We start from the raw sequence: 14,985 nt of genomic DNA, 5'->3' as shown, positions 1-14,985 counted from the left end.
TTGGCATAAGTGTTGATAAAGGCGACAATGTTCTTTCTGAATTTGTGACTGCAGTCGAGAAACTTATTGCGATGGGCACAAACTTTGCTTTTGTCGCTGTAATAGACGATGTGACTGGCGTTTGACGCTGGCGAGGGTTGAATTGTGCGAGTTATAGCAATAGCGAACCAGAAAGGTGGTGTGGGCAAAACCACCACAACGGTATCCCTTGGTGGGCTTATTGCGGCCACTGGGAAGCGGGTGCTATTGCTGGATATAGATCCCCACGGCTCACTCTCTAGTTATTTCCGTCAGGATCCTGACACCCAGGTGCTAAGTAGCTATACCCTGTTTCAGGAGCGCAAAAGCTTAACCCGTGAATCGGTTAACCGTTTGATTCTGCCAACGGATTACCCCAACGTGAATTTGATCCCCTCGACCACCGCGCTGGCGACACTGGAGCGGCAGGCGATTGGTCAGGATGGCATGGGGCTGGTACTGAGCCGGGCACTTGCATTAATCGCCGATGATTACGATTACGTACTGATAGACACACCGCCCTTGCTGGGCGTGTTGATGGTGAATGCGCTTGCTGCTTGCCAATATTTGGTCATTCCGGTGCAAACCGAATTTCTTGCGCTCAAAGGCTTGGAGCGTATGGTGAATACACTGAGCATGATGTCACGCTCGCGCAAAAAAGCATTGGATTACACCATAGTGCCAGTAATGTTTGATCGCCGTACTCAAGCCTCGGTGACCAGTTTGCGCACTATTCGCAATACTTATCCCGCTCAGGCTTGGCCTGGGCATGTGCCGGTTGATACCCGTTTTCGGGATGCCAGCAAAGCCGGTGTCCCACCGCATTTGTTTGACCCAACAAGCCGTGGCGTGGAAGCTTACACTGCGCTCTGGCATTGGCTCGATAAAAAAATACGTGCCGATGAAGCGCAGGCTCAGTCAGCACCTATGGCAGTTATCAATAAGGCTGGTGTGGTGTCGTGAGCAATCGCAAAACGCCTGAGGGCGATATAGAGTCACCTGATGTGAGTTTGGGTCATTACTTTGATGACCTGCTTGGCATTGGTGATGCTATTGATGACGCATTTGCTGCGCTTGAATCCCGTCCCATGTCTGTTGCCGCCAATTCCGGCTTGGCGCGTGTCGTCAGCTTACCGACTAAAAAGCACCACCCTGAAAAGCCTAAAAAAGTATCGGCTAACCTGCATACCAAACCCCGTTCATTAACCAAAACCGATAGCAAGCCCGCTGAGCTTGCCAGCCCCGAATTGTTGCAAACGCCGGAGCAAAAACGACAGCTGGAGAAGTTGTTGCAGTCGGCCAGTGCGCAATTATTGATTGAATCCCCGGTAGTTGAGGTTGTAGCGGTTGATGTGGCCGCAGAGCAGGTTGCCCAGCCTAAAACCCGGTTTGTCGCCGATACTAATGAAATTCAAGAGTGGGATATTGGAACTCCAGCAGAAATCGTTGCGACCCCGCTTGTGGTATTACCTGTCGAAGTTCAGTCGACCAATGTTGAGGTGGTTGACGCGGAAGCCCAGTCCAGTCAATTCAAAATGGAAGGTCTGGATTGGTTGGAAAATGGTCGTCCGCAATGGGCGCAATCGCGTTTTGATGTGCTGCTGTTCAAAGTGGCCGGATTAACCCTGGCAGTGCCCTTAATTTCCCTGGGGCAGATTCAACCGCTAACGGATGAACTCACTCCTTTGTTCGGTCAGGCAGATTGGTTTATGGGGTTGCAACCCACACCCGCAGGTAAGATTCGCACGGTGAATACCGCGAAGTTTGTGATGCCAGAGCGCTACGATGAGTCCTTTTTACAGACGGCTAAATATGTGATGTCAATTAACGGTGTGCCTTGGGGGTTGGCGGTGGATTCAGTAAATCAGCCCATCACCTTGCAACCGGACGATGTAAAGTGGCGTGGTGACAGAGGCAAGCGGCCTTGGCTGGCCGGCACAGTCAAGGATCATATGTGCGCACTTCTGGATATCCCGCGTATTGGTCAAATGTTGGTTGATGCCGATAAGAATTTTGTTCCGGCTCGCGCCTGATACCTACAGATTATTGATTGGAATCGGCTAGAACGTGCTTTTGTGGTTGCGACAAACAAAAGTGGCACAGGAAAAGTCATCGACTATAGTTATAGCGACGTTTACACGATTTACTGCCTGACACTGGCAGCTCAGAGGAAAATTTAAGATGGCAACTGATGCAGCAAAAAATAAAAGCACTGATGATCCCGTATTGCAGTGGGTAACTTTTCGTCTGGACGGTGAAACCTACGGCATTAATGTAATGCAGGTACAGGAAGTGCTGCGCTATTCGGAGATCGCCCCGGTTCCCGGTGCACCTTCTTACGTACTGGGAATTATCAACCTGCGCGGTAATGTGGTAACAGTTATCGACACCCGTCATCGCTTTAATTTGTCCAGCGGCGAGATTACCGATAATACCCGTATAGTAATTATCGAGACCGACCGCCATGTAATTGGTATTTTGGTTGATAGCGTTGCCGAAGTGGTTTATTTGCGCCAATCGGAAATTGAAATGGCACCTAATGTTGGCAATGAAGAGAGCGCAAAATTCATTCAGGGTGTGTGCCACAAAAACAACGAGCTATTGATTTTGATTGATTTGAATAAGCTACTAACCAGTGAGGAATGGTCGGAACTCGAAGATGTTTGAGTGATTGATCAACTAAGGTGTTGCAAGTGATGGAATCGAGCGCAGAGAAATAGTCATGACGGTTTTGGAAATAGGTTTATCGGCGTCTGCGCTTGTCAGCGTTATTGCATTGCTGGTTGCATTAATCAGCTTGAAGCAGGTGCGCCGCCAAGCGGATGCCAATGAAAAACTGATTCAAAAATTAATGCGTGAGGTGGCTGCATCCAGCAGTGGTTCTGTGGGTATGGGGCAGCGGCTTCTGGCGATGGAAAAGCGGTTGCAGTCTGAAGCTAAAAAGCCTGAAAAAATTGATTATTACAACGATGATGAATTCCAACCTTATTCACAGGCCGCACAAATGTTCAAAATGGGAATGGATTGTGATGAGGTGGCGCGACGTTGTGGTTTATCGCGCGCTGAAGCTTCGCTGCTGGAAATGATGCAAAAATCGAGTCGGTAAAACACAGTTAGTGTGAAAAATGAAAAAAGGCGATCAGATGATCGCCTTTTTTTGTTGCCGAAGCTCCTCCCGTTATGCTTTACCCTATCAGAGTTGATATTGAAACGAGTTGCCACTAACGCCAACTGAGTCGTCGCTTAGCAAATAAACATAGGCAGGCATAAGTGCTTCGGGGGTTTTTACTGTTTCCGGATTTTCGGCGGGATAAGCGGATGCGCGCATATCAGTGCGGGTTGCGCCAGGGTTAATACTATTGGTACGAATGCGTGTAGCAACTTCCAGTTCATCGTGCAGTGTTTGCATCAGGTTTTCTGCTGCGGCTTTTGAGGCTGCGTAAGCGCCCCAAAATGCACGACCTTTAAATGCCACACTGGAGCTAGTAAATAAGATGCTCGCGTTTTCTGCCCGTTCCAATAAGGGTAATAGCGCCTGCGTCATTGCAAATGGTGCATTCACATTTACTTGCATGCAGCGCTGCCAAGCACTAACGGAATAGTTGCTGATGGGTGTGCGTTCACCTAAGTCGGCCGCGTTGTGTAATAAACCATCCAAACGTCCAAAGGTGTCTTCCAACGCGTTGCACATATCGTCGTAATCTTTCTCTACGGCGCTTTCAAGGTTAATCGGGTAAATGGCTGGCTGCGGGTGACCGGCTGCTTCAATTTCGTCATAAACTGCTTCTAGCTTACTCATAGTTCTGCCGCACAGCACAACGGTGGCACCACAAGCGGCAAAGGTTTTTGCGGCGCATTTTCCTATACCGGCACCTGCGCCGGTAACCAAAATAATTTTTCCCTGCAGAGCATTGGGTTTGATGGCGTAATCAGATGGGATTTGCATAAAAAATTTCTTCGCTAGTAAGCAAAACAAGTCCGTATCGACGGCTGTTTACAAGTACTTTTCAATAATAGGCCAAATTTCATCGGCGTGGCTTACGCAGTAGTCGGCGTTCCAGTTGGCAGGGCTATCCCCTTCATCCAAATAACCATAAGCCGCCGCGATAGTGATGCTCCCTGCGCCTTTACCGCAATCAATATCGCGCTTGTGATCGCCGATATAAATAATTTCTTGCGGGCTGCAACCCAGTTGCTTGCTGGCAAGAAATAGCGATTCAGGGTCAGGTTTACTTCGTGCGACATGGTCGGGGCAGATGACACTAACAGGAGCGGGCTGTATATCCAATGCCGTCATTAAGGGCAGGGTATAAGCAGCCGGTTTGTTAGTGGCGATTCCCCACGCGATATGTTTATCCGCGAGCTTGTCCAGTAGTGATGAGATGCCAGGGAAAGGTTTGGTGTACACCGCAATATGCGCAAGATAAAGCTGCAGTAAACGCTGGCGCAAATGTTCAAATTGCGGATCGCTTTCTTCTATATCAAAGGCCAATTTGATCAATGCTTTGGATCCGTTGGATACCCCGGCGCGAATAGTTTCCGGCGCTAATTCTTGACGGCCCTCTTCAAGGAGTAACTGGTTGACGACAACAATAAAATCCGGCGCTGTATCCAGCAGTGTGCCATCCAAATCAAACATCACCGCGCGAATTTTTTGATTCATTATTCACTCACCTTTTTGGCATGCATTAAATAATTCACGCTGACGTCGTTCGGGTTGAGTTTGTAATGTTTGGTGATGGGGTTGTAGGTCATTCCGGTCATGGATTGCAATTCAAGTCCTGCTGCGCGCAACCATTGGGCAAGCTCGGAAGGGCGAATAAATTTGCTGTATTCATGAGTGCCTTTGGGCAGCAGTTTTAAAATATATTCAGCACCGACAATTGCAAAAGCATAGGATTTTGGATTGCGATTGATGGTTGAGAAATAAACATCACCACCTGCCTTCACGAGCTGCGCGCAAGCGCGCACAACCGACGCGGGATCAGGTACATGCTCTAACATTTCCATGCAGGTAACTACATCAAATGCGCCGGGCATTTGTGTGGCTTTATCTTCAGCAGTAATTTGTTCGTAAGTTAGTTCCACGCCGCTTTCCAATGCGTGCAACCGCGCAACCGCGAGTGGTGCTTCGCCCATATCGATACCTATTACCTGCGCGCCTCGTTGGGCAAGTGATTCAGCCAAAATGCCGCCGCCGCAACCCACATCAATCACTGTGCGCTGTGCGACAGGCGAGCGCTCATCAATAAAGTTGGCTCGCAGCGGGTTTATATCGTGCAGCGGCTTGAACTCGCTGTTTTTATCCCACCAGCGGCTGGCAAGTGCTTCAAATTTTGCAATTTCAGCAGTATCGACGTTGGCCATAATCTATTCCGTCTGTTCAGTAGTGATAAGAAAGGGGGCGTATGTTTGACAATGAGTGGTTGCTTAGTGCGAGGTGATTTGTTTGCGCCACCAATTGGCTTTTCCCAGAATTTCGCGCTCGTTTAGTGTTTGCAAAAGGCGATTGGCTAGCAGGCTTTTACCTTCCACCCATACGTGTGTGACAGCTTGCCCTGCATGGGTATAGACCAATTGTGATGCCGGGTTGTAAATAGGTTGCATGCCCAGATCGCCCAAATCGACTGCGGTTATATCTGCGGCTTTTCCAACCTCAATACTGCCGATAGCGTCTTCCATACCCAGCGCCTTGGCGCCGTTTAAGGTTGCCATGCGCAGTGCGGTATGAGCGTCCAGGGCGGCGGCATTACCAGAAACCGCTTTTGCCAATAGTGCTGCGGTTTTTAACTCGCTAAACAGGTTTAGGTCATTGTTACTGGCCGCGCCATCGGTGCCCAGTGCCACATTAATATTGGCGTTAAGGAGTTTATCAACCGGACAAAAACCACTGGCCAGTTTTAAGTTGGATTCAGGGCAATGGATCACATGGGCGCCACTGTTTTGCAGCAATTTGATATCGCTTTCATCAATTTGGGTCATGTGCACACATTGTGCGAGCGGCGATAGCAGTCCCAAATCCATCAGACGCTGGCTTGGGCGGCGTCCATATTGCGCTATTGAGTCTTTTACTTCCTGCGCTGTTTCATGCAGGTGGATATGGATTGGCATGTCCATTTCCTGTGCAAGTACAGCGATTTTTTGCAGAGGGGCATCAGATACGGTGTAGGGTGCGTGAGGGCCGAAAGCAATATTGATCAGGTGATTGCCGCGAAAGTTGTCATGCAGGCTCAACCCTTTATTGAGGTAGTCATCCGGCCCCATGCCCCACGCGGTAGGGAAATCCAACACGGGAAAGGCGAGTTGGCAGCGTACTTGGGCATCCAGGCAGGCTTGTGCGGCCTGTTCAGGGTAAAAATACATATCCGCAAAACAGGTGGTCCCGCTTTTTATCATCTCTGCTAAGGCAAGCTCAGTACCGTCGCGCACAAAATCTTCGCTGACCCAGCGGCTTTCTGCCGGCCAGATATGGTCGTTCAGCCAGGTATGGAGTGGTTGGTCATCGGCATAACCACGCAGCAGGCTCATGGCTGCATGTCCATGTGCGTTTACCAGGCCGGGAATCAATACATGGCTGCCAAGGTGCACCGTTTCTTTAGCGCTATAGCGACGATCAGCTTCTTCATGAGGGACAATGGCGATGATTTGGCCCTTATCAATGGCAATGGCGCAGTTCTCCAAAACCCGGTTGGCCGGTACCACGGGGATAATCCAGCGAGCTTTGATAATCAGATCGATGTTGTTGAGATTCACGGCAGAGGTCGACATAAAGAGTGTTTGGCTAGGTAATTACGACAAAAAAGGGGGCTCAGTATACTGCAAAGGCCGGTTGCATCTATGGCTCATTTAGGTGATCGCCTGCGCGCTGGCTGATTTGGATGCAACAGAGAAAAACTCGTGGAATTTCATAGGGAAAGGAAATGGCCAGAGTGCCTATCTGTTGGATTTTATGCTACCATCGCGCCCCTGAAACAAGCGTTAGGCGCATTTTTAGCCAGCCCGCTAGTAGGGTAGCTGTTTTTGCTTTTAACCGATTTAGCGCCGTAATAGAACCCATACGTCGAATTACCCGCTACCAGCAATCACCATAACCAAAGCTTTAATAAAAAGGAAAGCTGTCATCCCATGGTCGAATTCGCCAAAGAAGTATCACCAGTAAGTATCGAAGACGAACTCAAACAGTCCTATCTTGATTACGCCATGAGCGTAATCGTGGGCCGCGCTTTGCCCGATGTGCGCGATGGTTTGAAGCCCGTACATCGCCGCGTGCTGTTTGCGATGAGCGAACTTAACAATGATTGGAATAAGCCTTACAAAAAATCTGCCCGTGTGGTGGGTGACGTAATCGGTAAATACCATCCACATGGTGATACCGCTGTATACGACACCATCGTCCGTATGGCGCAGCCGTTTTCGTTGCGTTACATGCTGGTTGATGGTCAGGGTAACTTCGGCTCGGTCGATGGCGACCGCGCAGCGGCCATGCGTTACACCGAAATCCGTATGGCAAAAATTGCCCACGATCTGTTAGCGGATTTGGATAAAGAAACTGTTGATTTTGTACCCAACTACGACGGCACCGAGCAAATTCCGGCAGTAATGCCAACCCGTATTCCCAATTTGTTAGTTAACGGCTCCTCCGGTATCGCCGTAGGTATGGCGACCAATATCCCGCCGCACAATTTAAAAGAAGTTGTACAGGGCTGCCTCGAACTGATCAATAACCCGGATATCACCATCGATGAACTGATGGAATTTATCCCGGGGCCAGACTTCCCTACCGGCGCCATCATCAATGGCCGTGCAGGCATTGTGCAGGCTTATCGCACTGGCCGCGGCAGTATTATCGTGCGCGCCAAAGCAGAAATTGAGCGCGATGAAAAAACCGGCCGCGAAACCATCTTGATTCACGAAATTCCCTACCAATTAAACAAGGCGCGCTTGATTGAGCGTATCGCCGAGTTGGTAAAAGAAAAGAAAATCGAAGGCATCAGCGAGCTGCGCGATGAGTCTGACAAAGACGGCATGCGCATCGTTATCGAAGTGAAAAAGAGCGAAGCCGCTGACGTATTGCTCAATAATCTTTACTCGCAAACCCAATTGCAAACCACCTTCGGCGTCAACATTGTTGCGCTCGACGATGGCCAGCCAAAAATCCTCAACCTCAAACAATTACTTGAAGCCTTTGTTAAGCATCGCCGTGAAGTGGTCACCCGCCGTACAGTGTATTTACTGCGCAAAGCGCGCGAGCGCGGGCACATTTTGGAAGGCCTTGCGGTTGCCATTTCTAATATTGATGAAGTTATCGCGCTGATCAAAAACTCGGCGTCGCCCGCAGAAGCCAAAGACAGTTTGATGGGGCGTGGCTGGAATGCCGCCGAGATGGCTCCCTACCTAGAGCGCGCCGGAGAAGATGCTTGCCGTCCGGAAGATTTGGGTGCTGAGTTCGGCATGCGCGATGGACATTATTATTTGTCAGCCGCACAAGCGCAGGCGATTCTCGAATTGCGCCTACATCGTTTGACCGGTATGGAGCACGACAAGCTGCTTGCTGAATATGACGAAAAATTAATCCAGATTGCAGAGTTCCTCGAAATCCTTGGCAATGCCTTGCGTTTAATGGAAGTTATCCGTGAAGAATTAACGCAAGTTATTAATGACTATGGCGATAAGCGTCGTACCGAAATTGTTGCTTCAACGCTCGATTTAACCACTGAAGATCTGATCAATGTTGAAGATCGCGTGGTGACAATTTCTCATGGTGGTTATGCGAAGAGCCAGCCGCTTGATGATTATCAGGCGCAGCGTCGCGGCGGTATGGGTAAATCTGCAACTGCGGTAAAAGATGAAGATTATGTGCAGCACTTATTGATCGCCAGCACTCACGATACCGTGCTGTTGTTTACTAACGCCGGTAAAGTGTATTGGCTGAAGGTTTACATGATTCCTGTCGCTGGTCGCCAGTCACGTGGCCGTCCAGTTATCAATTTGTTGCCATCATTGGAAGAGGGCGAGCGCATTACCTCGATCTTGCCGGTGAAATCTTACGATGACGACAAGTTTATTTTCATGACCACGGCTAATGGTACCGTGAAGAAAACCGCGCTCACTCAATTCTCGCGTCAGCGCAGCGTCGGTTTGCGTGCGATTGAATTGGATGAAGGCGATACCTTGGTTGGCACTGCTATCACCAACGGTTCATGCGATGTAATCCTGTTCTCCAGTTCTGGTAAGGCGGCACGCTTCCGCGAATCGCAAGTGCGTGCGATGGGGCGCACCTCGCGTGGCGTACGCGGTATTCGTTTAGCCGAAGGTCAGCGCGTAGTGGGTATGGTTATCCCGATGGAAAATGGCCAAGTATTAACCGTGAGTGAAAACGGTTATGGCAAACGCACTGAAGTGGGCGAGTTCCCGGCCAAAGGTCGCGGCTCGCAAGGTGTTATCGGTATGCAAACTACTGAGCGTAACGGCCAGTTGGTTGGTGCAGTGCAGGTGTTTGATGGCGAGGAAATTATGTTGATTTCCGACCAGGGCACCATGGTTCGCACCCGTGTTGATGAAGTCTCTGTGCTGAGCCGTAATACCCAAGGTGTGCGCCTGATTAAATTGAAAGAAGGCGAGCGCATGCAAGGCTTGGAGCGCATCGAAGAGAGTGCTGATGAAAATGCCAAGCGCGAGCTTGCCCGTGCAGAAGGTGACGATACCGAAGTATTGGCTGATGACGGCGTTGCTGATGAGGTGATTGATGACACCTCCACCGATGAATCAGCTGATGAATAATTGGCGAATTTAACTATGTCAATCGAACAAACCGAAGCTGAAAAATTATCCGCGTTGCGCATCAAGATTGATGCCATCGATGAAGAAATAGGTCGCCTTATTTCTGCGCGCGCAGAGTGCGCGCAGGAAGTTGCTGATGTTAAAAAGGCCAGTCTTCCTGCAGATGCGGATATTCTTTTTTATCGCCCGGAGCGTGAAGCACAGGTGTTACGCAAGGCAATGGAGCGCAATAACGGGCCGCTAAGTAATGAAGAAATGGCTCGTTTGTTCCGTGAAATTATGTCTGCCTGTTTGGCACTGGAAAACCCAATCAAAGTTGCATATTTGGGGCCTGAGGGCACATTCACCCAGCAGGCAGCGTTAAAACATTTTGGCCATTCAGCGGTGGCGATGCCTTTTTCCGCGATTGATGAAGTATTTCGTGAAGTGGAAGCCGGTGCAGTCAACTATGGTGTTGTGCCTGTAGAGAATTCGACCGAAGGCGTAGTGAATCACACCCTTGATAATTTTATGGGTTCTAACTTGAAAATTTGTGGTGAGGTAGAGTTGCGTATTCATCACAACTTAATGGTGTCTGACGTTACCAATACCAATAGTATTTCCAGGATCTATTCCCATTCACAATCATTAGCGCAATGCCGCAAGTGGTTGGATGCACACTATCCAAAAGCGGAACGTATTGCCGTTAATAGTAATGCCGAGGCCGCAAAACGCCTGAAGGGTGAATGGAACGCTGCTGCTATTGCTGGCTCTATGGCGGCTGAGTTATATGGCCTGAAAATGATTGCGGAAAAAATTGAGGATCAGCCCGATAACTCGACGCGTTTCCTTATTATCGGCAAGCAATCTGTACCGCAGAGTGGTGTAGATAAAACTTCCATTGTGGTTGCTATGCGCAATGAGCCTGGCGCACTGCATAACTTGTTGGAGCCATTTCACCGTCACAACATCGATCTGACTCGCGTAGAGACCCGGCCATCGCGTACTGGCGCATGGACTTATGTCTTTTTTATTGATTTTGTAGGTCATGTTGATGAACCGCTTATTAGCGATGTGATGAAAGAGGTTGCCAGCCGCTGCGCTGATTTGAAGTTGCTTGGCTCATATCCTAAAGCGGTTTTGTAATTCGTTATGTCACAGCCTCTGATCAATAAATTTGTTGTTGTTGGTATCGGTTTAATTGGCGGTAGTCTTGCAGCCGGTTTAAAACAACGCGGTGCTTGTACTGAAGTTATTGGTATCGCCCGCAAGGCTGACACTTGTAGTCAAGCAGTTGCATGCGGTGTGGTTGATCGAGCCTATATGTCATTGGGTGATATCGCCGGTGAGTTGGGGGCAGGCGATATTATTTTTATCTCGGTACCTACTTTATCCGTTACTACAGTGTTGCAAGAGATCAAGGAATTTATATCACCTGAGGTAACCATTACCGATGGTGCCAGTGTCAAAGGAAGTGTCCAGCGCGCAGCTGAGCAAGTCTTTGGCTTCATGCCTTCCCAGTTTGTTCTGGGGCATCCCATTGCAGGCTCTGAAAAAAGTGGTGTTACCGCCGCAAACCCTAATCTTTATGAGAATCACCGAGTTATTCTCACGCCGTTTGCAAATACCAATGCTCAGGATTTGGCCTTGGTATCTGCTATGTGGCAAGCCGTGGGGGCAGAAGTATTAACCATGTCGGTGGAAGAGCATGATGAGGTTTTGGGCGCGACTAGTCATCTCCCTCATGTAATCGCTTACTCATTGGTTGACACCTTGGCACAGGATATTCATAACCCCAATATCTTTCGTTATGCCGCAGGCGGTTTTCGCGACTTCACCCGGATTGCCTCCAGTGATCCGATTATGTGGCACGATATTATGCGCGCGAATAAAACGGCGATTTTGCAATCAATGGATTTGTTTATCGACAACCTCTCTCGGTTGCGCAGTAGTATTGAGCATGAAGATAGTGATTATTTACTGAAAGTATTCAGTCGCGCCAAAGAGGCTCGTGATGAATTTACTTTGATGCTTGCTCAGCGTCAGGCGCCAACTAAAAAGGACTAGTTTGCTGCTCCCAAACTATCAGGAATAACCTTAGAAACAATTAGTCATTAAATCTTGCGTTTCGGCTCTATATAATCGCTGCTGTTTTTCAAACACTCGTTTGATTGCCAACGCTGAACTCACTCTGGTAACTATTGAATGTCAAACTACAACTTGACTCACCTCAAGCAGCTTGAAGCTGAAAGTATTCATATCATCCGCGAAGTGGCTGCTGAATTTGATAAGCCGGTTATGCTGTATTCCGTGGGTAAAGATTCCGCGGTGATGATGCACCTAACGATGAAGGCATTCTTCCCTGGCAAGCCTCCATTCCCCATGCTACATGTGGATACCACTTGGAAATTCCGCGAAATGATTGAGTTTCGCGATCAGCGTATCAAGGAGTTGGGCTGGGACTTGATTGTCCACATCAATCAAGAAGGTGTTGATATGGGAGTTGGTCCCTTTACTCACGGTAGCGCCAAGCATACTGATGTGATGAAAACCCAAGGCTTAAAACAAGCGCTAAACAAATACGGTTTTGACGCCGCTTTTGGTGGTGCCCGGCGCGATGAAGAAAAATCTCGCGCTAAAGAGCGCGTGTATTCGTTCCGCGATAAAAATCATCGCTGGGATCCCAAAAATCAGCGCCCAGAGTTGTGGAATATTTATAACGGCCGTGTAGATAAGGGTGAAAGTATCCGTGTGTTCCCTTTATCAAATTGGACTGAATTGGATATTTGGCAATACATTCATTTGGAGAATATCCCGATTGTGCCTTTGTACTTTGCCGCAAAGCGCCCAGTAGTTGAGCGCGACGGTACATTGATCATGGTTGATGACGACCGTATGCCAATTGGCCCGGATGATAAGGTTGAGGAAAAGATGGTGCGTTTCCGCACATTGGGTTGCTACCCTTTAACAGGTGCTGTTGAGTCAGAGGCAACCACCTTGCCGGAAATTATTCAAGAGATGCTGTTAACAACAACTTCTGAGCGTCAGGGGCGAGTAATTGATCACGATAGTTCGGGGTCGATGGAAAAGAAAAAGCAGGAAGGTTATTTTTAATCTGCGTGTCATCGATATCGCATGAAAACTTTCTGAATTACTGAATTTTACTGATACGAAAGAGATTCCTATGAGTCATCAGTCTGACCTGATTGCACAAGATATTAATGCTTATCTTGCTCAACATGAACAAAAAGAATTACTGCGCTTTCTTACGTGCGGTAGCGTTGATGATGGTAAAAGTACACTGATTGGTCGCTTGCTTCACGACTCAAAAATGATTTACGAAGATCAACTAGAAGCAATACGCTCTGATAGTGTGAAGCATGGAACCACTGGCGAAAAAATCGACTTGGCGTTACTAGTTGATGGTTTGCAAGCCGAGCGCGAGCAGGGCATTACTATTGATGTGGCTTATCGCTATTTTTCCACCGCCAAACGTAAATTTATCATTGCCGATACACCTGGTCATGAACAATACACGCGCAACATGGCAACGGGGGCGTCCACTTGTGATCTTGCTATTATTTTGATTGATGCACGTTATGGAGTGGTTACGCAAACTCGTCGTCACAGTTACATCGCTTCATTACTTGGCATCAAGCACATTGTTGTTGCCGTTAACAAAATGGATTTAATGAATTTTGATCAGGCTGTGTTTGAAAAAATCAAACAGGATTATTTTGATTTCTCAGCCAAGTTGGGTATGAGCAATGTCATGTTTGTGCCTATCTCTGCATTGGATGGCGATAATGTAGTTAATCGCTCCGAAAGAGCCCCTTGGTACCAAGGGCAGACATTGATGGAAATTTTTGAAACGGTACCGATTGCCGGTGATAAAAATTATTCAGATTTCCGTTTTCCTGTGCAGTATGTTAACCGCCCCAATCTGGATTTCCGCGGCTTTTGTGGCAATGTTGCCTCTGGTGTTGTCAAAGTTGGCGATGAAATTCGTGTGTTGCCCTCAGGCAAAACAAGCTATGTAAAATCTATTGTGACCTATGATGGTGAGTTACAGGAAGCATTTACTGGTCAGGCTGTAACATTGACACTCACGACTGAGGTTGATGTAAGTCGTGGTGATATGTTGGTGTTGGCTAAGGATTTGGTACCTCAGTCAAACCATCTTAAAGCACATATTGTTTGGATGGCAGAAAAAACTGCGCAGGCAAACTCAGAATACCTGTTTAAATTTGCGAGCAAAATCGTGAGTGGTGTTATTGAGTCCATCGATTATCGAATTGATGTGAATACGCAGGAGCATTCACGTATTAAGCAGTTGCAGCTCAATGATATTGCAGTTGTTGATCTGGTGCTAACCCAGCCTGTTGTTGCAGACAAATACAGCAATAACCGAGCGACAGGTGCTTTTATTGTTATTGATCGCTTAACAAATATCACTGTTGGGGCAGGTATGGTTGTTGAGCAGTTGACTGCTACAGCGCAGGCCACAGAATCCTACAGTGAATTTGAAATCGAATTGAATGCATTAATTCGCAAACACTTCCCTCATTGGGGGGCGGCGGATTTAAAATCATTAATCGGTAGATAATGTTTTAAGTGGAATCTGATCGCGGTCGATGAAAAGCCCCACTTGTTGGGGCTTTTTTTGCGATTAAGTTCCGCTTTTATAATTTTGTCGGCAATGTCTCACATCATTCTTGGTTGATATCTGCTGTTCAGTAAGTTTTTAATTATTTATCTTAGCTGCACGCATCAGTTGTGATGTGGTATGACAATTAACGTTAAAAGGAGTTTTCATGAAATACATTGTGTCTTTTCTGTCGGTTTTGATCTTGGGGTTGGCTTCCACATTTGCAGTTGCTGCCGAGTCTGTATCTACTCCTTCACCAACTGCCAAAGCTGAAGTTGTTGCTAAGCAAGGTGCTATTAATATCAATACCGCTGATGTGCTTGAACTGACCAAGCTGAAGGGTATAGGTGTTAAAAAAGCAGAGGCTATTGTGGCTTGGCGTACAGCGAATGGCGATTTTAAAAGTGTTGACCAGTTATTAGAGGTAAAAGGTATAGGTGAAGCAACCTTGATGCAAAATCGTGAAAATATCCGTATATAAACTCAGCTTGTTCCCTGTATTACGGGGTAACCGATGAAGTTTGCGGTATTTTTTGTTTTAATAGGAGCCCAGCTTTCAT

General features: G+C 47.8%; 14 protein-coding genes. 10 read left to right on the top strand and 4 right to left on the bottom strand.

The window, feature by feature from the left end; genetic code table 11:
* Positions 1–144: 144 nt before the first annotated feature.
* From NNX04_RS04575 to NNX04_RS04560, 4 genes are all read left to right on the top strand, one after another.
* On the top strand, positions 145–981 hold the full coding sequence (locus NNX04_RS04575) for a ParA family protein (RefSeq protein WP_151057557.1): 837 nt from the start codon (positions 145–147) through the stop codon (positions 979–981).
* Positions 978–2,051, top strand: coding sequence for a chemotaxis protein CheW (locus tag NNX04_RS04570; RefSeq protein ID WP_261947658.1), 1,074 nt, complete (start codon positions 978–980; stop codon positions 2,049–2,051). Before NNX04_RS04575 ends, NNX04_RS04570 begins: the two co-directional genes overlap by 4 nt.
* Positions 2,052–2,199: 148 nt before the next feature.
* The gene (locus NNX04_RS04565; RefSeq protein ID WP_007640933.1) at positions 2,200–2,685 is read left to right on the top strand and encodes a chemotaxis protein CheW; all 486 of its coding nucleotides are present in this window, start codon (positions 2,200–2,202) and stop codon (positions 2,683–2,685) included.
* A 55-nt stretch (positions 2,686–2,740) separates the two neighbouring features.
* Positions 2,741–3,124, top strand: a complete 384-nt coding sequence (locus tag NNX04_RS04560) for a DUF2802 domain-containing protein (protein WP_007640934.1) — start codon at positions 2,741–2,743, stop codon at positions 3,122–3,124.
* An 87-nt stretch (positions 3,125–3,211) separates the two neighbouring features.
* Here the strand turns inward: NNX04_RS04560 and NNX04_RS04555 are convergent, their stop codons facing one another.
* The 4 genes from NNX04_RS04555 to NNX04_RS04540 form a co-directional block, all read right to left on the bottom strand.
* On the bottom strand, positions 3,212–3,964 hold the full coding sequence (locus tag NNX04_RS04555; protein ID WP_261947657.1) for a YciK family oxidoreductase: 753 nt from the start codon (positions 3,962–3,964) through the stop codon (positions 3,212–3,214).
* A 48-nt stretch (positions 3,965–4,012) separates the two neighbouring features.
* A complete protein-coding gene (locus NNX04_RS04550; protein WP_261947656.1) occupies positions 4,013–4,681 on the bottom strand; it encodes an HAD family hydrolase in 669 nt (222 codons plus the stop codon).
* The gene (gene ubiG / locus NNX04_RS04545; protein ID WP_261947655.1) at positions 4,681–5,385 is read right to left on the bottom strand and encodes a bifunctional 2-polyprenyl-6-hydroxyphenol methylase/3-demethylubiquinol 3-O-methyltransferase UbiG; all 705 of its coding nucleotides are present in this window, start codon (positions 5,383–5,385) and stop codon (positions 4,681–4,683) included. Before ubiG ends, NNX04_RS04550 begins: the two co-directional genes overlap by 1 nt.
* Before the next feature lie 63 nt (positions 5,386–5,448).
* On the bottom strand, positions 5,449–6,786 hold the full coding sequence (locus NNX04_RS04540) for a TRZ/ATZ family hydrolase (RefSeq protein ID WP_261947654.1): 1,338 nt from the start codon (positions 6,784–6,786) through the stop codon (positions 5,449–5,451).
* Between the two features lie 357 nt (positions 6,787–7,143).
* Between NNX04_RS04540 and gyrA the strand changes: the two genes are divergently transcribed.
* The 6 genes from gyrA to NNX04_RS04510 all read left to right on the top strand — a co-directional run bounded on the left by gyrA (position 7,144) and on the right by NNX04_RS04510 (position 14,906).
* Positions 7,144–9,798 carry a DNA gyrase subunit A gene (gyrA, locus tag NNX04_RS04535; RefSeq protein WP_261947653.1) on the top strand — a complete coding sequence of 885 codons (2,655 nt, stop codon included), beginning with the start codon at positions 7,144–7,146 and terminating at the stop codon, positions 9,796–9,798.
* A 15-nt stretch (positions 9,799–9,813) separates the two neighbouring features.
* Positions 9,814–10,923 (top strand): prephenate dehydratase, encoded by a 1,110-nt coding sequence (gene pheA / locus NNX04_RS04530; RefSeq protein ID WP_007640950.1) that lies wholly within the window; start codon positions 9,814–9,816, stop codon positions 10,921–10,923.
* Between the two features lie 6 nt (positions 10,924–10,929).
* Positions 10,930–11,844 carry a prephenate dehydrogenase/arogenate dehydrogenase family protein gene (locus NNX04_RS04525; protein ID WP_007640952.1) on the top strand — a complete coding sequence of 305 codons (915 nt, stop codon included), beginning with the start codon at positions 10,930–10,932 and terminating at the stop codon, positions 11,842–11,844.
* Between the two features lie 138 nt (positions 11,845–11,982).
* On the top strand, positions 11,983–12,891 hold the full coding sequence (gene cysD / locus NNX04_RS04520) for a sulfate adenylyltransferase subunit CysD (RefSeq protein WP_007640954.1): 909 nt from the start codon (positions 11,983–11,985) through the stop codon (positions 12,889–12,891).
* A gap of 70 nt (positions 12,892–12,961) precedes the next feature.
* Positions 12,962–14,383 carry a sulfate adenylyltransferase subunit CysN gene (gene cysN / locus NNX04_RS04515; protein WP_261947652.1) on the top strand — a complete coding sequence of 474 codons (1,422 nt, stop codon included), beginning with the start codon at positions 12,962–12,964 and terminating at the stop codon, positions 14,381–14,383.
* A gap of 208 nt (positions 14,384–14,591) precedes the next feature.
* Entirely contained in the window at positions 14,592–14,906 is a 315-nt protein-coding gene (locus NNX04_RS04510; protein ID WP_007640957.1) for a ComEA family DNA-binding protein, read from the top strand.
* Positions 14,907–14,985 lie beyond the last annotated feature (79 nt).

The organism is Cellvibrio sp. QJXJ (assembly GCF_024452345.1).
Lineage (GTDB): Bacteria > Pseudomonadota > Gammaproteobacteria > Pseudomonadales > Cellvibrionaceae > Cellvibrio.
Note: the sequence above shows the minus strand (reverse complement) of the source record. Positions and strands in the feature narration are given on the sequence as shown.

What these genes read in the sequence shown, in the direction of transcription:
- NNX04_RS04565 (WP_007640933.1), top strand. Translation starts at nt 2,200, where the DNA reads ATGGCAACTGATGCAGCAAAAAATAAAAGCACTGATGATCCCGTATTG.
- NNX04_RS04560 (WP_007640934.1), top strand. Translation starts at nt 2,741, where the DNA reads ATGACGGTTTTGGAAATAGGTTTATCGGCGTCTGCGCTTGTCAGCGTT.
- NNX04_RS04555 (WP_261947657.1), bottom strand. Translation starts at nt 3,964, where the DNA reads ATGCAAATCCCATCTGATTACGCCATCAAACCCAATGCTCTGCAGGGA.
- NNX04_RS04550 (WP_261947656.1), bottom strand. Translation starts at nt 4,681, where the DNA reads ATGAATCAAAAAATTCGCGCGGTGATGTTTGATTTGGATGGCACACTG.
- ubiG (WP_261947655.1), bottom strand. Translation starts at nt 5,385, where the DNA reads ATGGCCAACGTCGATACTGCTGAAATTGCAAAATTTGAAGCACTTGCC.
- NNX04_RS04540 (WP_261947654.1), bottom strand. Translation starts at nt 6,786, where the DNA reads ATGTCGACCTCTGCCGTGAATCTCAACAACATCGATCTGATTATCAAA.
- gyrA (WP_261947653.1), top strand. Translation starts at nt 7,144, where the DNA reads ATGGTCGAATTCGCCAAAGAAGTATCACCAGTAAGTATCGAAGACGAA.
- pheA (WP_007640950.1), top strand. Translation starts at nt 9,814, where the DNA reads ATGTCAATCGAACAAACCGAAGCTGAAAAATTATCCGCGTTGCGCATC.
- NNX04_RS04525 (WP_007640952.1), top strand. Translation starts at nt 10,930, where the DNA reads ATGTCACAGCCTCTGATCAATAAATTTGTTGTTGTTGGTATCGGTTTA.
- cysD (WP_007640954.1), top strand. Translation starts at nt 11,983, where the DNA reads ATGTCAAACTACAACTTGACTCACCTCAAGCAGCTTGAAGCTGAAAGT.
- cysN (WP_261947652.1), top strand. Translation starts at nt 12,962, where the DNA reads ATGAGTCATCAGTCTGACCTGATTGCACAAGATATTAATGCTTATCTT.
- NNX04_RS04510 (WP_007640957.1), top strand. Translation starts at nt 14,592, where the DNA reads ATGAAATACATTGTGTCTTTTCTGTCGGTTTTGATCTTGGGGTTGGCT.